A 22851-nucleotide genomic window follows, 5' to 3' on the forward strand; every position below is an offset into this window, starting at 1 on the left:
GCCAGCAGGGTTTATCCCTAACTGGCTGTTAAAAGTTGCTTTATATGATCAGGCATAGCCTGTTGTAATGATAAAACCGGGCTTTCCCCGATATGTTTTGCTGTTACCACCTCCTTTTATGGCACAAAAAAGCACCTTAACTATAATTGGCTAAAGTGCTTATATGAGTTCGTTATTAAAATATTTTAGTGTCAGACAAACTTGAATTTTTATTTATGAATGCATCTTGTTCTTTATGCGCAGACAGGCTTCTGTGTGCATAATCCAATGTCTTGAAAACGGCATTTGAATTAGTCCACGAATATCTTTACTACACCAATAATCAATCAGCCAAATTGCTTTTTCATCACAGTTTACTACATTCAGCGATTTTAAATAGCCTTTTCTTTCGTCTGGAATTTTCCATTTCAACTCATCATAAGAAAACCGTTCAAGTATTTTCTCGGTGCTTTCTCGTACTTCAAAAATATACGAATATAGCTCTTCCAGATTAAGCTGCTTTGAAAAATCGGCAATCTGCTGTTTAACGAGTTCATTTCCGGTTGTGATGATTGGTGAATTGATACGCACTTGATAATTGCCAGTAAAAAATACCTGTTCATCTTCAGTTATCACTGTATGCGCAACAATATCTTCAATACGAAAAATATGCCAAATTGAATAGGCAATCGTCTTGCTATGGTAACCATCAGCGTTTATAAAGGGGATTGCATTAAAATCTTCTCTGCATAAATCTTCTTTGAAAGATACCAAAGTTTGCATTAACTGTCTTCGCAAATTAAATAAAGTATCAATGCCCATCTTATAAGTATCTTTCTTTTTTATTTGAGCCTGCATTGTTTTATTAAGTTCAGACCATTCCTTATTCATAATTCATATTCCATCCCCTCTCAAATACCGATTTACGAAACTCTTTAATTTCGCATAGGCACATTATACCACAGCTCCTGTGCCTATGCGACACCTTTACTGCTCCTTCCGGTACGAACTCATCTTCTCCACCGTCACTTCCGGATAAAAATAAGTAAGTATCGTTGCTTTTGGAACACCTGCCGCAAGTGCTTTCTTCACTTCCTCCTTCTGCTCCGCTGTATATGACCAGTGCATCATTCGGTTTGTGATTGTATCCTCCCACTTCGGCTTCTCCCTTTCAGGATTTCTTACAGGCTTCTCTCCTCCATTGGTACTGTCGGAGTTCTCCGCTTTCTGCGACTCATCGGCATATTCAAACTCATTTGCCTGCTCCCTGTCGATTTTCGCCTTCTGCTCTGCCTCATCCTGCATTGAAAATCTCCTGCTTAATTCCTTATCCCCAAGCAGCATAAACTGCTCATAGGTCAGTGTATCAATATACACATTTTCGCCCTTATCCTTCATTTTTTCATAATGCTTAATGGCTTTTTCCGACAAAATCTCAAATGGCGGTCCAATGATACGATCAGCTCCCTGTGTCTTATGGACATAGGCTTTTCCCTTTCCGTCCGCTGTCTGATTAAACATCGGGTGTCGGAATGGAATATACTTATTGTCCATTATCGGATCAAAACCACGGATAAAAATAATACATTTCTTATTATCCAGCTTTCTGACCTCATCGGGTGTAAACAGTTCCCTGCCTAAAACATCATAATTCCTTGATGAGCTTCCCTGTCTGCCCTTTGTCTCTCCGCTTGATTTTTTATCAATCGTGCCTTTACCCAAAAGCTCCGAGACATACTTGTGTGTACTCTGCTCATTGCCTCCAAGATATATGAAGGTATCGCAGTTGCCGGGGATTGTTTCCCAAGTATCTTTGAAAAGTGCCTTTAGCTGGGCGAAATTCTGAATGATGATAATACTTGAAATCTCCCGGCTTCGCATTGTCGATAACAACGAACAGAAGTCATCAGGCAATGCGACATTCGCAAATTCGTCTAACATAAAGGTGACGTGAATTGGCAGTCTGCCACCGCAGTTAAAGTCTGCCTGATAGTACAATTCCTGAAATATCTGTGTGTACAGCATACCGATAATAAAGTTATAGGATTTATCACTATCCGGGATTACACAGAACAGTGCTGTCTTTGTCTCCCCATCTCCATTGACTCCAATGCCGATATCAGACAGGTTCAGTTCATCTTTGGAGAGCAGGCGTAAAACCTGCTTATTTTCAAGAAATGCAAGTCTTGAGTTTGCACTGATGATAATGGAACGGACAGTATCTCCGGCACCCCTCATACATTTGTTATACTGTTTGACTGCCGGATGGTTTGCTCCAAGCGGCGAACTCTCCTCTAAAAACTTCATACGGACATCCAGCTTTGAAGCCTTTCCCGGTTCCTTGACCTCTGCTTCTCCAAGCAGCTTCAAAACTGTCTCAAAGTTTCGCTTTGCAGGCTGCACCTCCAGCCACACATAATAGAAAATTGCCTGTAAAAACAAGCCTTCCGCTTTCTCCCAGAACGGATCACTCGGTGTTGAGCCTTTTGGTGTGGTATTACTGATAAGATTGGTAATCAGCTTCACCACATCAGTTTCCTCTCTGATATAGGAAAATGGATTGTAACAGTCTGATTTATCCATCTCCAAAAGATTGATAACTTTTACATTGTACCCGTTATCCTTTAACATCTGCCCACAGCTTCTTAATATCTCTCCCTTTGGATCGGTGCAGATAAAAGAACAGTTATGCGGCATCTGCATAAGATTCGGTTTTACTTCATAAAATGTCTTTCCTGCTCCGGAACCGCCGCAGATAAGTATATTTCCGTTGAGCTTCAGCCTTCGGAAATCCAGCGACATCTTCACATTCTGACTGAGTATCCGGTTGAAATTCTCATCTTTATCCGCCAGTATCTTATTGACCTGCTTCGGATTTTCAAATCTTGCTGTACCATATTCTTTGCCGGGCATATAGTTTCTCTGGCTGGTGTAATACATAATAATAGCCATTGCATAGATACATAATGCAATGGCTACTGCGTTTACTGTATTTGAATTGTAATAATTGGCAAAAGGAACTGCACACACTTCATTGAACCTGTTCATAAAGTCATTAAAGGCAATCCCTTCTGTCCATGCACCATTTATCAGATAACCAAGATACCCGGATAACACTGCACCCACTAAAATAAATATCAGTGACGGTTTTTTCTTCGTTGTCTGCATAGGCTCCTACCTCTCTTTTCTGGTAGTAACCGTTTTCTTCTTTGTGGTCTTTTTCTGTTCTTTCTGAACCTTTTCATATCGCTCCCTGACAGATGATTCTACCTTATCATAATGCGTATAAAGTTCGTCTCCCTTTTTCGTAGTTACCACACGGTTCTGCTCATCATAGAGTTTGTAATCCTTGCTGGTATCAAGGAATGTGAGCATTGTCTTTCCATTATGGATATCCATAACGTTCTCCTTATGCAGCCACACATATCTGACATCTTTTCCCCATGTTCCCGGAACTCTGGTCTTTACTGCATGGTCGTTTTCTTCTGCAATAAGTTTCTTACTGATCGTAACATCTGACAGGTTCGTATTTTTTGAGGCAGATATTGCCCTCATTCTGTCCGCAAGGCTCTGATACCCTCTGATCCGGTTAGTGAAAGCCTCCTTATCCATCATTACCTTGTGTGTACCATCCTCACTCCTGCCGCCAAGCACCCCGATTGTCTCAAGCTGTTTTATTACATTTTCTGCCTGCTCCCCATTGATGCTGAAATTCTCCTTGACCTGCTCCACACTGATAGCCTGTTTTTCCATAGCAAACATTCCCACTTTTTCAATGAGTCCGTCTATGGCAGAATTTACCTTATCCCCTTCTACCGTGTGGCTTTTCTCGTTTCCCTGCTGTTTTCTCAAAAAATCCATCAGCTTGCCGAGGGACTTTTCATCTCCATTCTTCAGATAGTCATCAAAGGTGGCAATCCTGCCAAATTTCAGCTTCTGTATCATCATATTCACACGGGGAACTGCCTCTGTATGAAAGATGACCTCACTCATACCGTCTGTCTTGTTACAGTCTGGAAGAACCGAATACAGGATTCCGTATTTCTTTGCCATTCTCTCAACCTTTCTCATATCTTCCGTTTTAAACTGCAATACCTGCAAATCCCCGCCCTTTAAGAGCAGCTTTCTCATAGATGTTTTTCCCAACGACTTTTCATAATCAAGCATCCCCTTTAAAAAGTCGATTGCCTTCTGCATGGCGGCAATACCGCCACTGCCTACTTTCATAGCAATCTCTATCCCGTCATATGCGACACGGATAATCTGTACCGCTTCCTGAATTTCCTCTGCCATTATCGCACCTCCGCTTTCTCTCTTATTGTTGTCCTTATTTCTTCCGCCTTTGTACTGCGGATTTCCTCTGCTGAAACATCAATACCATATGCTGTTAAAATATCAGACAGATGACTGATTGCTTTTTCCTCCTCTATCCGGTACATCTCAAGTGCCACAAGCAGGTTTTCGACCTGTTCCACCCACGCAGGCTTTATATCGTACTTTGACCTGTATGTGACCATAATCTCCTCGGACTGTACCTTATCCGTGGAATGTGCCAGAGCTTCGATCAGGGAAATCGTATCTTCCTTACTGCCGCTTCGGAAAGCAAACTGCACCACAAAGTTTTTTTCTTCTTCCGTGAACTCGTGTTCTACACCGTTCATCCCTGTTACCGCCTCATTGACTACTGCTAAATTCATAAGTACCTCCTAACCTGCCATACTGTTTTCAAGCACGGCAATCTCAATAATCTCTTTCATCTTTTCTGCTGAGACATTATTATTGATAAGTTCCACAAGCTGCCCTTCTGTCAGTCCCTTTTCTATGGCACTTTTTATCTGGACAAGCTGTGCAGGCACAAGATCACCGCTTGCAACCAGCTTTACAATGTCGGCTCTTGACTTCTTTTTAAATGAAAGTCTGGCAAAAAGTGCCGCAATACCACCATTTGATTTTCTTTCTGTACGCTCAACTGGAAGATGCTGGATTACACGCCCGGCAGAGTCCGTAACAGGTATCTGATAATACACGGGTATTCCATTGTACATAGGTGGCACTGCCTGTGAATCTGCAAGTGTTTTCACTGTTTCCTTATTATCAGTAGCTGCCAAAACCTCTGACGGTCCAGCCTTTTCCTCTTTTTCCGCAACCTTCTGATCATCAGATGCCGCACTCATAATCTTATCCTCAAGAGATTCTATCCTGTCTCTCATACGCTCCATCTCCTTGTCCTTATGCTCAATGCTATCTCTTAATCTTGCAATCGTGCTGCTTGCCTTATTAAGTTCATCCTGCTGATGGCTGATAATTCCATCCTTGTCCTCATTTTCCTTTACAAGCCTTTCCGTGACTTCCTTATCTTCCTTTAATACTTCAACATCGGATAATTTTTTATTAAGGGCATCGTATCTTTCCTCCTGATAGTTGATTTTCTCCACTACCATTTCCATCTGTGCAATCAGTTCTTTCACATACTCTGAGTCCTGCGTATACTGCTCCGCAGCCTTTGAAAGCTGTGCCAGAACTTCTTCATATAATCTTCTCATCACAACGGGCTTCTCTCCCCTTGCCACAGCTTCCTGTATGGTTTCAACCGGAACTCCCTTTTCATAAAATTCCAGTGATACCTTCATCTGATTGCCGGAGAGCTTATTATTGTGAAGGATATTAAAAAGTTCCTCCGGAATCCCCTTATGCAGACCTTCCGATAACACTCTCATCTGTCCGATGTTAAAATTCTTATCCAAATACTTTTCCGTCTGCTCCTGCGTAAGTCCATCCTCAAGATCACTTTTTACAAGCCCGTACACCTCATCATCGAAATTCATTTCTTTTCTCAATGACTCAATATATCTGGCAATCTGCATATTGCTTAACGGCTTGTCATTCAGATTTTGTTCCATATGCTCCTCCTAACTGCGTAAAAAAACAGCCTATCTTACTGGCTGCTCTTTTCTGTCTCTTATAATCTCTCTGTTGTATTCGGTCTTTCTTCCATCTGAAATACTGTCTGGAATCATGCTGTTTAATATTGCCTTACCCGTATTCAGTTCCCTGCATACAACCTTTTCTCTCGCACACACTTCTGAATACTCCTCTTTGTAATGTCTTCTTAAAGCCTGCACTTCCTCAAGCGAATATCCCTGTGCCTGTAATTCCTGCTCCAGTGCCACCCACTTCCTATGCTCATCTTCAAAGAAGATATCTCCAAGCCTGTATGACTGCTCTGCTGGCTTTAAGTTTTCCATCTCATCAGCCGCAGTAAAAAGTTCCATGCTCCTTTCCCTTGCTTTATAAATCCGGCTCTTTTCTGCCGAAGTCTCTTTTTTCTTATCCGTAAGAGAAGCTATCGTCCCCACAAGTTCTTCTGCTGAATGGATATTATGCCTTGCAAGGAACAAATACTGTTCCTGCAGCTTGTGCATTTTACGGATATCCTCCCTGTACTTCCATACCTGACTGTATGGTCTTTTTTTGAGTTTTCCCACCCGGTACAGCTTCGCATAATGCTTTTTCTGAAGTCCTGACAAGCCTGCCCTGCGGTATCTTTTAACTCTGCACTTTACAATGGAAACTTTCGGTATATCCTGTTTACTCTTATAAAACGCAATATCCTCTTTTACAATCCTGTCCCGGATTGCTTCCTCACAATACATATCCCCAAGAGATTTGCACCTTCTGAACCTTGTCATACCCTGTGGCTTGATTGCCAGATGTTTTCCCTGCTTTATCTGATATCCCTTTTCAGACAGCAGTTCGAGAAATTCCTCATAGTCCTTCGCCTGCAAAATACAGGCATCCAAGTCTCTTTTTATCATATCGGACCATACAAAATTACCCTCCCTGTACTCACTCCATTCCTTATAGCTTTCGTGCTGCCTCTCCTTTTTCTCATCATCCACATCAATAATGGAGAGTCCATATTCCTGACACAGCCTGTTCGTGATAGGCTGGATATACTTTGCCCAGTCCCCTTTTTCGTAACGGTACTTTTTACCGTCCACAAAACTCACGCTGTTAAATACGATATGGGAATGAACATGGGCTGTATTATCGTGTACCACAAACACCGCTTCGTATGACTTACCAAGATATTCCTCCACAAATTTCTGTGTAATTTCAAATGCCGTATCCGGATTTACCTCATTTTCCTTAAAGGAAAGTATGATATGATACCCCTGACGCTTATCAATTTTTCCAAAATTACGCTTGGTTTCCTTCATCTGCTCAAATGCGGTATCGACCTGACAGTTTATTGCACCCACCAGTCTGCCATCCTGTGTTTTGTCCGGGTTCATCACATAATCAAGTGCCCGCTTTAAATGTTTTCCGTGAAAATGCCCGCCACAATCTTTCATATTAAGGATTTTACTGATTGCCAATCTGCACCACCGCCTCATTTACTTTCTTGTTCAGTTTACGCATATAGGCAACAAGCTGTGTTTTATCCTCTTTGGAATAAAGTCCTGCATTGTTATTGAATACGATCTGATTGATATTGATTCCAATACGGTTCACTTCATTGATAAGCTCTTTTAAGAGTTCCCTGACTTCCGGGTAATCATTCGGTTTCTGGCTGATGAGCAGTCTTAAATAATCTGCTTCACACATTCCGCTCTCCCCTGCCTTTTTTGCAAGCATTTCTGCCTCCTGCGGCATAAGACGGAGCGTTTTCCTGATACAGTGGATTTTATCTGCCATACGCTCACCTTCCCCTCTTATCTGTACTGTAATCCTTTATTCCTTGTGCTATCGTGGCTGCCGCCTTTTCCAAATCACCCTTGCCCTCCAGATTACTGATAAACGCTTCCACCAGTGCCGTTGCAACAGCATCAATCTCCTTTGCATGACTGGTTTTATCAAATAATCGGTCTAACACCCTCTCATCTGCCTTTAAACTGTCATACTTTTTCTGAAATTCGCAATATTCCTGAAAATCTTTCGGATCATCTTTCTTTGCCTCTGCGTGAAGTATCAGATCATAATTCCACTCACACACCTTATCAATCACATCATCTATCGGAAATGGCTCTATCTCACCGTTTTCCTCTGCCATATCCCGTCTGTACATCTTCCCCTCTGCATCCATTCCGATTGCATAATCATGTCCTTCCATATAATTAAGAAGAAGTGCAGCATCTTCTATCGAAGGGTTGATTTGCTTATCATATACTTCTGCCCAGGCAATCAGTTCCTCTGGTTCTGAAAAAAGTGTTATTTCCCTGTTCTCTGCCACCTTGCACCTCCTTATCCGTGTTTCGTAGATATTCACTATGGCTCCAGTCACCGGTAAGTCCCCGGCGACTGCTAGATACGCATTAGAGACATCTCTGTCCTAATGCCATCTAGTTAGGGGAACATTCCCCTAATACCCCTGCCAAATATAGAGTGGTGGCACTTTGTTCCACCACTTTTGAATAAAACCACCGCTTTGTTCCACCATTTCCGGTAAAAACCACCGCTTTATGCCACCACTTTTTATAATTTATATTCATAGGAAAAAACAGCATCGGAAAGTGGTGGTACTTTGTTCTATCACTTTTTGAAAAAACCACCGCTTTGTTCCACCATCTTCCGTAAAAACCACTGCTTTTTACCACCACTTTTTAATGGCACTGTCCGGCTATGGTCATCTGCTCCTTTTTCTGATCTGCAAGATTAAGTTTTGTTGCAACAAGCCATTCATTGTAATCCTTATAGCCTGCTGGTGGCGGACAGTCCTCAACCTCATAGCCCAGTCCATAGTATTTTCCCATAAGTTCTGCGGCTGCTTTCCTGCCCGGTGAATCCCCATCAAGGCAGAAACGGATAAAAGAAATCTGTGGGTGTTCCCTGAGAAAAGTTGCAAGCGGGGCATCTGCAAGCATTCCAAGAGCCAGCTTATTTGATTCATGGTCGGCAAATATATCCACATAGCTCATAAGGTCGATTGCTGCCTCGAATACAACAAGCTCTGTACTGTTTACATTCACCACATTAAATCCATAGTTCTTATCATTCCCCTCCACATCACACTTGAATGGTTTTCCCTGTTTATCAAATACACCACGCATACTTGCAAATCTGGTTACTCCATTCTTGTCATTTCCTTTAAAGACAATATTGTGATAATGCCTGCTCTCATATATGAGATTTTCCTTTAAAAACAGTTCTATCACTGCCTTACTGATTCCACGCTCATTGTTAAGATAGGATATCAGGTAGGAATTATCCCCTGCTGGCTGCGGAAGCACAAAAGGCTTTCTTTCCTGTGGCTGTTTCTTTGTGACCTGATGAACAAGCGGCTGCTTTCCCGTGCTTTCAATTCTCCGGTATCCGGCAAAATCCAAGAGCCAGAATACAGCCTCTTTTACACTCATTCCGCCAAATACACGGAGGAAATCTATCTGTGAGCCGCCATTATTTCCCTTATCAAACTGCCTTGACCATCTGTACCAATGACTGCGGTCATAGATACGGATTGAGTCCATTTCCTTTAAGGTGTGATATTTTCCAATCCTCTTTACGGTATAACCGAGACTTTCTGCAACGGCACAAAGATCTACGCTCTTTGCTATGGCAAGTTCCTCCTCTGTAAATCTTCCTTCCATACTCTCACCTTGCCTTTCCCTGCTCTGCCACAAGCGGTGACTTAATATCAAGGTTCCTGTAATCCGTACTGAGTGTAATTCTTGGATTATCAATCATTCCCTTTTCCTTGAAACTGAAGAAGGCACGGTTATCCCCTCCCACGATGATATGATCCAAAAGAGGGATTCCAATAAGCTCACACAGCTTATTCATACGGTCCGTCATCATCGTGTCTGCCTTGCTGGGAAATATATTTCCCGACGGGTGGCAGTGGATCAACATCATACTGGCAGCATTACTTAAAATACTTGACTTAAATAATTCTCTTGGGTGTGCCATTGCTTCATTCAACGAACCCACACTTGCAAAATGCACATTAATAGGCTTTAGGTCGGAGCTGAGATTTACAACACACACCACTTCCCTGTCGAACTGGCACATACATTCTCCCATTACGGCAGCTACTTCTTCCGGCTTGTTAAAGGACTGCTCCGAATAAATCGGAGCCTCCTTTACAAGCCTTATGGATACAACATCAAGTTTGAAGTCGTTCTTCTCTGTCACAGGAATCCGCCTCCTCTCCAAACTCAATACGGATAATAAAGTCACCTTTCTGGCTGTTTACAAGAGCAATCAGTTCTTCTACGGTAAGTTCCTGCTCCATAACTGCCTCCTATCTCGCCTTTTCCTTTGCGTCATATACAAGCTGCGGCTCTGCCACGATACCGTCCAGTCTCTTGTTCGGTGTATCCGTTGCAAGTGTGAGTTTCCTTAAATCTTTATCATAGTGATACACCTGATTGGAAAGTCGTTCTTCCAATGCCACCTTCTGCATATTCACCTCTGCCACCATCTGTGCAAGCTCCTCCGGTTCGGTCAGCTCAGTAGACACCGCAAGAACTTCGTGCACACTTGAAGGCAGGATATACAGATCACTTTCAAGGTTTTCTGCCAGTTCGTGAAGCTCATTCTCATAAAGCATTGATACTGCACCGTCAATTCCCCTGTTATTGGAGATTATCCACAGAGTCTGCTCCGGTGGAACTTCCCTGATCATCATCTCTGCTATCTCCTCCGGCATCCCGTCACTTAAAAACATCTCTTTCATAACATCATTCATATTTCTTATTCTTGGCGGTAAGATTCTTCTTGTGTTCTCAGCCGCATATTTAAAAAGCTGCTCCTCATTCATTCCAAGTCTTTCCGCAAGGCTGTTCGTAACCTTTATACTCTGAATACTTTCAGTATCCGCATTTACCACAAGTTTATAGATAATGGAAAGATCCTGAAATTCTCTATGTGGCACCTGCTCCAGAAATGACTTGTTCTGTTCCGTATTGATAAGCTGGAATACTACCTTTTCATCTGCATCTTTGTATAAGCTGTCAACATCAACAACTTGCGGTGTCTTTGCAAACTCCATTGCCATAAGGTCACATGCCGCCATCAGTGTTTCCTCCAGATCACCACAGCTCTGATATTTCTCATACATATCGTTGATATAAATAGTAGGAGAAATAGTAGTATCTTCCCCTCTAATATTGATAGCATCATATGTCATATTTACCTTTTCCGCAGGTCTAACTATAAGCTCCATACCTTTAAAACTGTCGGGCATATAGTCCATAAACTTTTCTTTTACTACTTCCTTAAAAATCTCATAATTCATCATATCTGCTTATCCTCCAAATAAAAAAAGCGGGGGAACATAAGTCATTGGCTTACATTCCCCCGCAAGGTTGATCGTTTTTATTTTCTCTTTGATATACCCGTCAGCTCATTCCGGACAATCCCGTATTCTGTGCATTTTAACCTCCTTGATTATAACAATTTGGATTGTCAACACTTTTTCAGACAAATTTTTTTAGGTTATTTTTCCGATATTGTACAGGCGTTTGATACCCTAAGGAAGAATGTATGCGGTGATGATTATACCAGTTTACATAATCCCATAGTTTTATCTTCAGTTCTTCCTGCGTATGGAATGTTTCATTCCATACAAATTCTGTTTTTATAATCTTGAACGTAGCTTCTGCCACTGCATTGTCATAAGGACATCCCTTATGGCTCAGGGAGCGTTCCATATGGAACGTTTCTAACAGTTCTTCAATTGTCTCGTTTTTAAATTCATTTCCACGGTCTGTGTGGAAAATATGGATTTCCGACAGATTTCCGTCTACTTTCATAAATGCCTGTTTTACAAGTTCTGCTGTTTTATGTTCTCCTGCACTGTATCCAATAATCTCCCTGTTAAAAAGATCAATCAGTACACAAATATAATTCCAGCGGTTTCCTACCCTTACGTAGGTCAAATCACTTACCACTACATTGCGGTATGGCTGGTTTTGAAATTGTCGGTTCAACACATTCTCTACTTTTGATTCATTACATCTGTCTTTTTGCGGTTTAAACTGTGCTGTAGTATAGCTTGATACCAGACCTTCCTGTTTCATAATCCGTCCAATCCTGCGTCTTGATACCTGTTTCCCGCAATCAGCCAGTTCTTTCTTGATCTTTCGTGTACCATAATGGTTCCGGCTTTTTCTAAAAATTTCCTGAATGTCTGCAGTGAGTTCTGATTCATCTTTTTTTGCTGCTTCATAATAATAGGTGCTTCTGTTTACCTGTAGGACGCGGCACATTGCTGATACAGAGTATTTGTGGGCATTTGCTTTGATCACATTTACTTTCGTCCTAAGATCAGCGCCGCTTGTTTTAAAATATCATTTTCCATTCTTAACTGCTGGTTTTCTTTCCGAAGCCGGATCAGTTCTTCCTGCTCCGGAGTCCGGTTATCTTTTTCATGGAAAGAACCGGAATTGGATGCCTGCTTTACCCACTTGTCAAACAGGGACGTAGCAATGTCATATTCACGGCAGATATCACATCTGCGTTTGCCGGAACGATATAGTTCCACCAGTTGCTGTTTAAATTCGTCTGTATATTTGCGAGGTTTTCGTCGTTGTTTTTGTTCGGTCATAAAGAGTGCTCCTTCGTGTATTTATTATAGATTATATGACCTTAAAAAATCTGTCCAGTTAATTGTAACCTATCCATGCTCTGAAATCTTCATTCTTGCCCTGCGCTTACGCTCCCCCTCGGTAGAGGACTGACCGATGAAAAGCTCGATATTGCTCATATACAAAGCCCCGTTGTCCAGCGGTTCAACAAGCCCCAGTTTCATAAAGATTTGCAAAGCCCTCTCGACTGTGCCGACCTGCTGGCGGGTAATGGTGGCTATCATTTGGGCGGTGTAGGGGATATTTTCGTCAAGCTGCAAAGTGCCGCCGTATTTCAGCGATTTTAAGTACAGCTTCAAGAGGATATTGGAATACAGCATACCGTCCTGCATACTTTCCAGCAGCACGATAGCGTCATCGTCAAAATAGCTTTCTTTCAGTTTGAGGTAATAATATTTGCGGTTATCTGACATAATCTTGGTTCTCCTTATCTGTGGGGCGGGCTTTCCATCTCTTTGAATAATACCGGGGGCAGAGTACCACGATAGCCCTAAAACTCTGCTTGCAGTCATGGGTACAGCCCCGGCAAAGGGCATTGAAAGTAATGCGGTTTCGCTCATTGAGGAAGAACGCCCATTCCAGCCGCCGCTTCTTGCTCATTCTCGGCATGAAAAAACGCTCCTTTCTTCGGTTTGGTCGGGTATGAGGGGACAGGGGCAAAATCTGTATGTTCCCGGTGCCATTTTCGGGAAAAATCTGCCCTGTAAGCCCCGTTGGAAAGGTCAGGGGTATTGCGGATAGGGTATGGCATACCCCCCTGCCTTTTGTATGGTTTCGGTATCATTTCGGGGCGGTTTTTAACGCTCCTGTTCATGCTTTTTCTGTCGGCTCGGTGTGCCGTGTAGTATCTGCTCTGCGTTCCGTTTGGCGGTGGCAAGCTGCTCATACTCGGCTTTTGCGGTGCGGTAGGTGTTGTAAGCTGCGTTTTTCTCGGAAATGAGGGCTTCAATCTCCGTATTCAGCTTGGAAGTGGCGGGCAGCTTCTTTCCCGGTGCAAGCACCTTTAGCTGGCGCAGGGCAGCTTCATAGATGATAAATTCCGCTTCGTGGGACTGGCGGTAGTTCTCCGCTTTTCTGCCGGACAGCTTTTTATGAGCGTCAATGGTGGGGCGGGTGCGGCGGTAATCGTTGACAACCTTTCGCAGACTTTTCTTGTCGGAAATGCTCTGCTCAATGCCCCGCAGACTTTCCCTTGCTTCGGAAAGAGCTTTCCGGCTGCTCTCCACGGCTGCGTCCAGCTTGTCAAGGTCAAGCAGTTCGTTCTCCATGAGGAAGTTGTGGGTAGCCGCCATCTGTTTGAGGTTGTGCAGGGAAGCCCAACGGTCATAGCCCACGCCCTTGCCCTCAGCTCGCTTGGCTTCCCGGTCAACCATGCGCTGCAAGGTGTTGTCTGCCGGGGCGGTTTTTGCGGTTTTTTCCTCTCGCAAGCGTTCCTTTTGGGTGTGGGGGTATTCGGGTATGGCTGTGGTCTGTTCGGCGGCTCTGTGGGCGTTCTGCGTGAGCAGGGCAAGGACAGCAGCCTTGTCAAAATCGTCCCCCAGCTTCCGGGCTGTGATAGGCTTTGTCCTGTCCGGCGTGAGGTAGGAAAGCCGCCCCCGGCTCTCCTTGACAGTTACGCCCTCCCGCAAAAGCAGGGAAGCAAACTCGTCAAAGCTGCCAGCTTGGGAAAGTGCCTGCCGTATCGTCCGGCGCAGCTTCGCCTTGTCCGTTTCAAACTTGGTGGGCTTGGTCGGCTGTCCGGTGGCTTCTCTGGCGGCGTTCTCTTTATCAAGGGCAAGCTGCCCTTTCTTCTGCGCCCAGTATTCACGCTCGGTCACTCGGTTCTTGCTGCCATGCAAAAGGTCAATCTGATACAGATTTTCCCGGTGGCACATCTCCATGACTTCGGACTTGAAATATTCCATAGCTGCGTCTGTGCAGCGGTGCTTGCAGCCGTCCTTCGTGTCCGCTGGTCTGTCCATGTAGGGCAGAAGCGGGACGGCTTCAATCCGCAAGCTGTTTATGACGATATGCACATGAATGTTGCCAGAGTGATTGTGCCCGTCCGGGTGGGTGCAGACAATGGCTTGGTGTCCGGGGAAATGCTCGTTGCAAAATTCCTCGCCCAGCGACTGCGCCTTATCAACGGTCAGACCGTTGTCCGTTCCGTCCCGTGGGTCAAAGCTGATGATATAGTGGTGGGATTTCACATCTTCCCGTTTTTGGTTCTTGCCATAGCGGAGATTGGAGCGCAGACAGGCAACAGCAAAATCTTCTTCGCCGCAGTTCAGCGTGGCAAGGCGGTAGCCCTCACGGGGAACAAGCCGCCCGTTTTCATCAAGGGTGGGTTTCATGGTAAACTCGTCATGCTCAAAAGTGAGGTAGGCTTCCGCTGCTCCGTAGTCGGCATTTTTAGAGCTGATATGTTTGAATGTTGCCAACAGCTTCACCCACTTTCTGCAAGACTTCAAACTTCAAGGCTGCAAGGTCGGAAATGGCGGCTCGGACTTCGCCGGACAGGGCGTTATACGGTACGCCGTATTCGTTCAGATACCGGGCAATCTGATTGAGGTTGCCGCCGATCCTGCCGTATTCGGCGGTCAGCTTCCCGACAGCGGCAAGCAATTCATCATTGACCGGGGAAACGGTAACAATGGGGCGTATGGTTGCCCGTGTAATGGCTTGCCGGATAAATTCGGACTGGCTCATACCATAAGGGGCAAGCCGGGCGGTAAAGTCGGCGTATTCTTCATCGGTCAGCCGGGTCTTGACTACCCTGCTGCGGTGGGGCATGTTATATCGTTTCATAGGTGGTTGACCTCCTTTCTGTGCGTGGTGTCCTCTCACTAATAGGAGAAAAACGGGGTGTGTAGCGGAACTGTTTTTGAAATAATCCGAAAAGAATTTGCGGGAATTTTTCAAGCGGCGTAAGCCGCATAAGCAGGGTTTGGGGAAGGCACTCCCCAACAAGATTCCCGCAAGGACAAAATGAGCGATAAGCGAAATTTGGTACTGCGGTAGAATCTTGCTCTAAGAAACTGCCGGACTGCCGTTCACTTCCTACTGCCACTTTTTCAGAAAATCGCAACCAGCTTTTTTATAAAAGGCTGCGGGTGGCGTTCTCCCCTTACTCCCTACAACACCGCAAAAAGCAAAAATGACGGACTTTCCGGCAAGAACTTTTCCGGCGGCGTAGTCTTTCCCGACAATAAGGCGTTTTGGAAGCTGTGTTTTGCCCGCTGTCTGAAAAAAACGGCAATCTTTTTTGGCTTCACTGTCTAATACGGAACATTTGGAAATTTGCCAAAAATGGGCGCAAAAAAAGCAGCAAATCTTTTTCGGATTTACTGCTTCGTGTGCCGCTGTGATGGGCGATGGGATATTCAGTTTTTATGGTGGTTCAGTGTGACAAACTGGAATTTAACTGTCTTTGCTAAAAAACCCTATAACAGCCATAATAAATCCTACAGGTATTAAAAGAAAAGACGCCCACATAATACCAATGTATATCAGCTCTAAACCTGCAAGAATCATTATTGCAATACCTAAGAGCATTAAACTGTTACCAAACATAATTTTTTTCATAATGCTTTTCCTCCACAACTTCAAATTTGCTAAAATGATTTTATCATATCGTCAATCCAAATTCAACGGTCAAGCCGGAACTTGAACAGGCTTTCAATTAGTTTTGTTGTGATGTAGTCCTCCATATCAGAGTTATAATAGCCGTTCATCTTAGAGAAGTAGCGGATATATCCAGCGTATCGGTCAAGGACGGCTTGTATCGCTATGGGGTCGCCCTCATGTGCCTTTATGATAGTGTCATAGGGGAGAAGTCGGTTACTCATGGGACAGCACCTCCATTTCCTCTTTCAGCCGCTTCAAGGCAAGCCGTATATGCCGCCCGATTGTGCTGCGTGTCCAGCCGCTTTGTTCTCCGATTTCTTTCTGCGTCAAGTGCTGCAAGTAGTACAAAAAGATTTCCTCCTGTGTCTGTTCCGGCAGCCTGGCAAGAGCCGCCGCAAGAGAGCAGCTATCTAAAAGTATCGTCTGCCCCCGGACAGAGAACGGATAAGTTTCGCCATAGTCCGGCACTTGAAAATACTCGTCTGTGGTGCTTAGTGGGACAAACTTTTCTTCGGTCAAGTATTCAAGGGAGATTTCCCGTTTCCACCTCGCCGCCAGCATACGGGCAGCGTCAAAGGACGCATGACGAATAACAATCCGGCAATAGGTATCATGGGTATAGCGGATATGTTCTTGATAGGCTTCGTATTCAGTCATGGAAAATCCCCCTTTCTTCGATTATGGGAAAGGGCGGCAGCACTTTTTGCTGTCGCCCCTTGATTACCCACCAGCAAGGACAGTCGGGGCTGTCAACGGCGGGCGAAGCCCGTTCATTTTACCGTTGACTGGCTCGGCTGGGTTTGCTACAAATTCTATCTCTTTAAGATTTGTCGGAAAAACTCCTTACCCAAACAAAAACTACAATCGCGGTTGCAATGAGTAATTCCGCAAGAATTACAGAAGCATTCCATATTTCAAAATAGAAATGCCCAATGAAATAGACCGCAAAAAAAATCAAATAAATTCCAATCGAATACATAATATTTTTGGAAATTTGAGTGCGTTTCTGTTCCCTAACTAACATCTGTTTCTGTTGTTGTTCCAGAATTTCTGTTTTAACCGATAATTCATCTATCTCTGATGGTTTTAACAGATAATCCACGGTAACATCGAATACTTTGCTTAGTTCAACAATCTTTTCTACTTCGGGTATGACCTGCCCTGCTCGTGTCAACCCTAGACCAAAAAAAATTTAATTTTTTTGTACCCTCAAATATCACTTTCTATTATACCTGCTATCGCTGTATATTGAAAGCAATACTTATGCCTGCAGAAGAAAGGAGTGCCATATTTTCTCGACACTCCAAACTCCATAAGCATCCATCTTACTTGAAAAATGGATCATCTGTATTCCATACAATCTCTATATTGTCCTCTCCATTGATAATCACTTTTTTGATTACCTTCTGGATTTTCTCTCTGTCAAAAGATTCCATATTGATGATACTTTCTAACTGTGTCTCAAACTTACTAGAAGAATTATCTTCTGGCGGTATTTCTGTTTTAAGCTGTTCGATTTCCTGATGCAATTCATCAATCTGCTCCACCATCGCCTTTGAACGCTTGACATACTCTTCTCTTGTGAGCTTGTCATCCTTATAATCAGAATACAACATCATCTTTTTACTGCTGAGGCTCTTCACCTTCTTTTCAAGTGTTGCAATCTTTTCTTCCGGAGATACTTCTTTCGATTTACCAGCTTTCTTTATTCCTTTCTCATCCAGATAAGCTGTTGCATACATATTTACAATTTTCATGATTGCATCTTCAACCTTGGCAACTTCCACCCTGTTGTTTTTGCATGGAGAATTTTCCTCAATTCTGGACGAGTAACAAAGAAGAATGTCACCTTTTACCCTTTTGCTGGGTACCAAGGCTCTGCCACACACACCACAATAATAAAACGGATTATAGTTTCTCTTACCACGCTTTAAACGAACACATTTTTTTGAATTAGCGTGTGCCATATCAAATAATTCCTGAGTAATAATGGGTTCATGGCAATTTTCTATCACCATCCATTCGTCTTTAGGAACATAGCTTGAAGTGTTATTGCTGCCTATCCTCTTCTTAGTTTTATTCCATATCAGTTTTCCAAGATAAACTTCATCGTTTAATATATCCCGGATAGAAGAAGTACTCCACAGACTTTTTACTTCAACTGCATGAAAAACGTTTCTGCTTCCTTTTCTCTTTTTATATGCAGATGGTGTATCAATACCCTGAGCATTTAAGTAATTTGCCACTTCCGTTTTTCTTTTGCCCTGTGCGGTCAGTTCAAATATCAGCTTGACCACTTCTGCTGCTTCCGGATCTACAATAATCTTATGCTTATCACTTGGGTCTTTGACATATCCATACCTTAACTGACCACTAATGTTCTCCCCATTCAGTATCCTTGTGTGCTTTGCAGAACATATTTTATTGGATAAGTCCCTGCTATAAAGCATATAAATTAAATTCTTAAACGCAACATTCATACCACCGGTGGAACCATCATAGTTATTGCTGTCATAATTATCATTAACTGCAATAACCCGTACCTGATAAAGTGGAAGTATCTGCTCCAAAAGACTTCCAACTTCAATATAATCCCTTCCGAGTCTGGATAAATCCTTTACAACAATGCATGATATTTTTTCAGCCCGGATATCCTCCATAAGCTTCATATAGCCTGGTCTTTCAAATTTTGTTCCAGTAAATCCATCATCACAGTATTCCTGTACCTTCGTATCCTTAAGCTCCGAATGATTTTCAATATATGCTTTTAACAATTCCCGCTGGCTGGATATACTGTTACTCTCCTCTTTCCGATTTAATGATACATCTTCATCTTCCATAGAAAGGCGAATATACATAGCAGTTATCTTACTCATTCAAATCACCTTCTCTCTTATTTTTTACCTGTAACAGTTCTTCCAGACAATCATCATAAACCAGATTTACGGAAATTCTGCCACCTTCAAACACCTGTACCTTGTCAACAAATGCATCTGCCAGCTCTTTGTTGAGTTTTCTGCATTTCAGATATTTATTGATAAGATTTTCCCAGTCCGCATCAATCTTATAATTCTTTGAATACAAGTTCTGAGATATTAAAAGATTATCTATCTCCTTCTTCAAAGCTTCGCTTTTTAAAAGATACTGCTGCTTTAATGTCAGATATTCACTCTCATTAATCAAATGTTCTGAATAATCTCCATATAACTCAGAGAACTTGCGGTTTACCTTCTCCAGTTCCCTGCGCTGTCTGGTAATGGCTTTTTCATACACATCGTATTTTTTCAGTCCGCTGCTTCTTGCATTTAATTCCCTTATTACTCTTAATGCGTCAATACAGCAACGCATATGATTTGAAATCTGAGCAAAGACAGCGTTGTTGACATCCTCCTGATTAATTTTGTGTCTTGAACATGCCGGATTAATACCATCTGAAAAAGTTCCACAAAAATATACATACGATTTTGTTGTTCTTGGAGAAAGTCTCATACCCTTGCCACAGTCTCCGCATACAATTTTTCCCTTTAGTAAATTCTTTTCATTAGGTGGGTGTTTTGTAAACTCTTTTGCAAAATAAGCATCCGAGATTTCCTTTACTCTTTCCTGTGCCTTTTCAAATGTCTCTTTGTCAACAAGTGGCTCATGCGTATTTTCAACAATGACCCATTCACTTGGATCTGTTGCATGGAGTGGAATATTATTGTATTTCTCAATTACTACTTTCCCATGCACCGCCGAACCAATGTATGCCTGATTTGTCAGTATTGACTTAACTGTTGTTTTGGTCCATACACCATTGGTTTTTACATTCTGCTGGTAACCAAGAGATTTTAAATACATCAATGGTGACATTATTCCTTGCTCATTCAGATATTTTGCAATTGGTGTGTAACCTTTGCCATCTAAAAACAATTTATAAATAAGCCTGACATTTCCAGCAGTTGCTTCATCCACAACAATTCTGTTCTTCTCCGTCTTGGATTTCAGATATCCATATGGAGCAAAACCGCACATATATTCATCCGTAGTCCATTTTCTACGATGTGCAGTTGAAACTTTCTTGGAAATATCCTTTGCATAAAACTCATTTACGATATTTTTCAAAGGCATCATAAGGTCTGTGCCCGGTCTGAACGAGTCAAAATCATCCGTAACAGCAATGAATCTTACATTGAGAAAAGGAAACACTCTTTCAATGTAGTTCCCCATCTCCACATAATTTCTTCCAAGTCTCGATAAATCCTTAACAATAATACAGTTAATTCTTCCTGTTTTTGCATCCTCAAGCATTCGCTTAAAATCCGGTCTTTCAAAATTAGTACCGGTAAAGGAGGCATCATAATATTCCTCTTCAATTACAATATCTTCGTGATCTTTGACATAATTCTTCATAAGTTCCATCTGTGTTTCGATTGTCCCTCTCTCAATGTTCTCTTCCTTTTCATGGGACAGTCTTGCATATAATCCAGCCTTAAAAAGAACCTTCTTCTCTTTATCCGGTAAGGCTGTGTTTTCCTGTAGCATCATATTTTTTCTGCTTTTTCTTGCCATATTACACAGCCTCCCTTCTGCTGATATTTAATTGTCCACCCGGTTCTTTATCTACTTGATAACCCAGTTTTTCGACCGATTCTAATAACTGCTTATAACAATCATCAAAATCAAATACGATCTCAACCTCTTTATTCTCTGAAACTCTTACTTCACAAATCAGTTTTACAACCACGTCCCTGGTCAGTTCCTTAATATCCTTGTATTCGGTAAAATAATTCATCCAGAGATGCTTATCATCCTTCTCCTCAAGAATTAAAGCAATGTCTCTCTCAATCTGGCGAATTATTTCTTCTCCCTCTTTTGCTTTTTTCAGATATGCCTCATGAAGTTCAAGATATTCTTCTTTAGTAAGAATTCCGTCCTTCATATCTTCATACAGTGAAGTTTTCAGTCTTTTACACTTCTCAACTTCCTCAAGTTTTTTCTGTTTTCTTGCTTCAAGACTTTTTACATCAAGCTGCTGGAAAGGAATTGTTCCAATATAATCAAGTATTTCTTCCAGATTCATTACGTTTTTGATATGAAGCTTTAACATTTCAAGCACCGTATCCTCTAATAACGATACTGATATTGAGTGCTGTGAACACTGCTTTGTCAATTTATGATTAGAGCAGATATAGTAAGCGTATTTCTTATCACCTGCTGTTGTAATTTTTCTTGTCATTGGTGAACCACAGTCTGCACATACTGCAATACCTGAAAGATTATAGACCATATCTGAATCCGGAGATATTCTCGTATCCATTCCCAACAACCTTTGAACAATCTCAAAATCCCTGTCACTAATAATCGGCTCATGATTTTTTTCGATTCTTATCCAGTCAGATTCCGGCTTAACAACCTCCTGCTTCACTTTATGATTTGGTGTCGTTCTTTTGCCTTGAACAAGATTTCCAATGTAAATCTCATTTTCAAGAATCCTGCGGACCGTGACTGAACTCCATACCGATTTTTCATTCTGTAAAAATCCGGTCTGATAACCGCTCCCTGTGCTCTGCTTATATTCCATAGGTGCAAGCACACCCTCATTATTCAACTGTGTTGCTATTGCATCCTGACTCATTCCGTGAAGCTTTAGCCGAAAAATTTCCTTCACAATACCGGCTGCATAAATATCAATAACCAGCTTATGTTTATCATCATCCGATTTTTCATACCCATAGGGAACAAATGCACCGATATACTCACCATTTTTTCTCTTTACATCCAAATGGCTTCGTATCTTTATACTGATATCCCTGCAATATGCATCATTGATCAGGTTTTTAAACGGAATAATAATCTCATCCCCCTGTGACTTTCCAGTCACACTGTCATAGTTATCATTGATTGCAATAAACCTTACACCAAGAGCCGGAAATAATCTTTCGATGTATCGACCTGAATCAATATACTCGCGTCCAAAACGTGAAAGATCCTTTACCACCACACAATCAATTACTCCTCGCTTAATATCTTCCATCATCGTCTGAAAAGACGGACGGTCAAAATTAGAGCCGGAATAACCATCATCCACATATTCTTTAACTATTCTAATGTCCTTTTTGTCTGCAAGGAAATTTCGGATGAAATCCTTTTGATTTGAAATACTATTACTCTCAGCTTTTGCGCTGGTAGAAACATCGCCATCCTCCTTAGATAATCTAACGTAGATGGCTGCATGATAGATTTTTGAGATTTGTTTACTCATATCGCAACACTCCTTTAAATATTCTACGTCAGATGTACCCAACTAAAATATCAAAGGAAGTTATGCCATATTCATTTAGTCCTTGAACATATCATAGCACAACTCCCTATCATTTTCCATATGATTCTGAAAAAAGATTCTAAACTGTAAGCAGCATATTCTTGAAAGCTTCTTCTATGGAAACTCCATTATTGGCAAAGCTTACTTTAACTTTCATCTTCCCCACTCTCATCATATAGGGATTCCCAACTTTTCTTATAAACTTCTGCTGTCTCTTTTCAATCGTATCATTCAGATCAGCATGATAAGATGCCATATCGGGCATTTCATTAATCTTGACATCACTAAAATCAGTATCAAGCAATGCTCTGTATTCTTCTGCTGTCATAAAATCTATCCCCCCTTTCAGTAAAAATGCCACCCATAAAATACAGG

Annotated in this window: 24 protein-coding genes and 1 pseudogene; all 25 read right to left on the reverse strand. The window is 42.2% G+C overall.

The annotated features are described in order from the left end of the window. Window positions 1-213: 213 nt before the first annotated feature. The 25 genes and pseudogenes from RIL182_RS12760 to RIL182_RS12885 all read right to left on the reverse strand — a co-directional run bounded on the left by RIL182_RS12760 (window position 214) and on the right by RIL182_RS12885 (window position 22804). On the reverse strand, window positions 214-870 hold the full coding sequence (locus tag RIL182_RS12760) for a hypothetical protein (protein ID WP_005603505.1): 657 nt from the start codon (window positions 868-870) through the stop codon (window positions 214-216). Window positions 871-966: 96 nt separating this feature from the next. Further along, window positions 967-3147, reverse strand: a complete 2181-nt coding sequence (locus RIL182_RS12765; protein ID WP_006859093.1) for a VirD4-like conjugal transfer protein, CD1115 family — start codon at window positions 3145-3147, stop codon at window positions 967-969. 6 nt (window positions 3148-3153) lie between these two features. Continuing rightward, complete coding sequence (locus RIL182_RS12770) at window positions 3154-4272, reverse strand: PcfB family protein (protein WP_005603509.1); 1119 nt, start codon at window positions 4270-4272, stop codon at window positions 3154-3156. Continuing rightward, window positions 4272-4676: a hypothetical protein gene (locus RIL182_RS12775; RefSeq protein ID WP_005603511.1), complete on the reverse strand. Its 405-nt coding sequence runs from the start codon at window positions 4674-4676 to the stop codon at window positions 4272-4274. Before RIL182_RS12775 ends, RIL182_RS12770 begins: the two co-directional genes overlap by 1 nt. A gap of 9 nt (window positions 4677-4685) precedes the next feature. Then, window positions 4686-5879 carry a hypothetical protein gene (locus RIL182_RS12780; RefSeq protein WP_005603513.1) on the reverse strand — a complete coding sequence of 398 codons (1194 nt, stop codon included), beginning with the start codon at window positions 5877-5879 and terminating at the stop codon, window positions 4686-4688. Window positions 5880-5909: 30 nt separating this feature from the next. Next, window positions 5910-7334: a relaxase/mobilization nuclease domain-containing protein gene (locus RIL182_RS12785; RefSeq protein ID WP_005603515.1), complete on the reverse strand. Its 1425-nt coding sequence runs from the start codon at window positions 7332-7334 to the stop codon at window positions 5910-5912. 10 nt (window positions 7335-7344) lie between these two features. Beyond that, a complete protein-coding gene (locus RIL182_RS12790; RefSeq protein WP_005603517.1) occupies window positions 7345-7677 on the reverse strand; it encodes a plasmid mobilization protein in 333 nt (110 codons plus the stop codon). 4 nt (window positions 7678-7681) lie between these two features. Continuing rightward, window positions 7682-8212, reverse strand: coding sequence for a multidrug transporter (locus tag RIL182_RS12795; protein ID WP_044999536.1), 531 nt, complete (start codon window positions 8210-8212; stop codon window positions 7682-7684). Between the two features lie 370 nt (window positions 8213-8582). After that, window positions 8583-9566 carry a DUF3991 and TOPRIM domain-containing protein gene (locus RIL182_RS12805; protein ID WP_005603523.1) on the reverse strand — a complete coding sequence of 328 codons (984 nt, stop codon included), beginning with the start codon at window positions 9564-9566 and terminating at the stop codon, window positions 8583-8585. A gap of 4 nt (window positions 9567-9570) precedes the next feature. Beyond that, window positions 9571-10110, reverse strand: coding sequence for a JAB domain-containing protein (locus tag RIL182_RS12810; RefSeq protein ID WP_005603525.1), 540 nt, complete (start codon window positions 10108-10110; stop codon window positions 9571-9573). Continuing rightward, on the reverse strand, window positions 10082-10210 hold the full coding sequence (locus RIL182_RS21985) for a hypothetical protein (RefSeq protein ID WP_005603527.1): 129 nt from the start codon (window positions 10208-10210) through the stop codon (window positions 10082-10084). Before RIL182_RS21985 ends, RIL182_RS12810 begins: the two co-directional genes overlap by 29 nt. 9 nt (window positions 10211-10219) lie before the next feature. Next, entirely contained in the window at window positions 10220-11218 is a 999-nt protein-coding gene (locus RIL182_RS12815; protein ID WP_005603529.1) for a DUF5688 family protein, read from the reverse strand. Window positions 11219-11396: 178 nt separating this feature from the next. Beyond that, a protein-coding gene (locus RIL182_RS12820) for an IS3 family transposase (protein WP_085980126.1) occupies window positions 11397-12526 on the reverse strand; the annotation gives its coding sequence in 2 pieces (ribosomal slippage) (window positions 11397-12259 and window positions 12259-12526; 1131 coding nt in all). Between the two features lie 78 nt (window positions 12527-12604). Continuing rightward, window positions 12605-12979: pseudogene (locus RIL182_RS12825) on the reverse strand (phage replisome organizer N-terminal domain-containing protein); the annotation flags it as partial. Continuing rightward, entirely contained in the window at window positions 12969-13175 is a 207-nt protein-coding gene (locus tag RIL182_RS21730) for a hypothetical protein (protein WP_009255336.1), read from the reverse strand. The gene RIL182_RS21730 and the pseudogene RIL182_RS12825, both read right to left, overlap by 11 nt. A 188-nt stretch (window positions 13176-13363) precedes the next feature. Then, a complete protein-coding gene (locus tag RIL182_RS12835; protein WP_044983951.1) occupies window positions 13364-14986 on the reverse strand; it encodes a relaxase/mobilization nuclease domain-containing protein in 1623 nt (540 codons plus the stop codon). Beyond that, on the reverse strand, window positions 14958-15353 hold the full coding sequence (locus RIL182_RS12840; RefSeq protein ID WP_009255338.1) for a plasmid mobilization protein: 396 nt from the start codon (window positions 15351-15353) through the stop codon (window positions 14958-14960). Before RIL182_RS12840 ends, RIL182_RS12835 begins: the two co-directional genes overlap by 29 nt. Before the next feature lie 612 nt (window positions 15354-15965). After that, window positions 15966-16130 carry a hypothetical protein gene (locus tag RIL182_RS21305; RefSeq protein ID WP_167535107.1) on the reverse strand — a complete coding sequence of 55 codons (165 nt, stop codon included), beginning with the start codon at window positions 16128-16130 and terminating at the stop codon, window positions 15966-15968. A 62-nt stretch (window positions 16131-16192) separates the two neighbouring features. Beyond that, window positions 16193-16393: a helix-turn-helix domain-containing protein gene (locus RIL182_RS12850; RefSeq protein ID WP_006859313.1), complete on the reverse strand. Its 201-nt coding sequence runs from the start codon at window positions 16391-16393 to the stop codon at window positions 16193-16195. Further along, on the reverse strand, window positions 16386-16829 hold the full coding sequence (locus RIL182_RS12855) for an RNA polymerase sigma factor (RefSeq protein WP_006859314.1): 444 nt from the start codon (window positions 16827-16829) through the stop codon (window positions 16386-16388). The genes RIL182_RS12850 and RIL182_RS12855 overlap by 8 nt, the downstream gene beginning before the upstream one ends. A 163-nt stretch (window positions 16830-16992) precedes the next feature. Continuing rightward, window positions 16993-17346 carry a hypothetical protein gene (locus RIL182_RS12865; protein ID WP_006859315.1) on the reverse strand — a complete coding sequence of 118 codons (354 nt, stop codon included), beginning with the start codon at window positions 17344-17346 and terminating at the stop codon, window positions 16993-16995. Window positions 17347-17497: 151 nt separating this feature from the next. Then, on the reverse strand, window positions 17498-19048 hold the full coding sequence (locus tag RIL182_RS12870; RefSeq protein ID WP_006859316.1) for a recombinase family protein: 1551 nt from the start codon (window positions 19046-19048) through the stop codon (window positions 17498-17500). Beyond that, a complete protein-coding gene (locus tag RIL182_RS12875; RefSeq protein WP_006859317.1) occupies window positions 19041-20723 on the reverse strand; it encodes a recombinase family protein in 1683 nt (560 codons plus the stop codon). The genes RIL182_RS12870 and RIL182_RS12875 overlap by 8 nt, the downstream gene beginning before the upstream one ends. 1 nt (window position 20724) lies before the next feature. After that, entirely contained in the window at window positions 20725-22416 is a 1692-nt protein-coding gene (locus tag RIL182_RS12880; RefSeq protein ID WP_006859318.1) for a recombinase family protein, read from the reverse strand. A gap of 139 nt (window positions 22417-22555) precedes the next feature. Next, on the reverse strand, window positions 22556-22804 hold the full coding sequence (locus RIL182_RS12885; RefSeq protein ID WP_015559318.1) for a DUF6870 family protein: 249 nt from the start codon (window positions 22802-22804) through the stop codon (window positions 22556-22558). Between the last annotated feature and the right edge of the window lie 47 nt (window positions 22805-22851).

The sequence above is a fragment of the Roseburia intestinalis L1-82 genome (genome assembly GCF_900537995.1).
GTDB lineage: Bacteria > Bacillota > Clostridia > Lachnospirales > Lachnospiraceae > Roseburia > Roseburia intestinalis.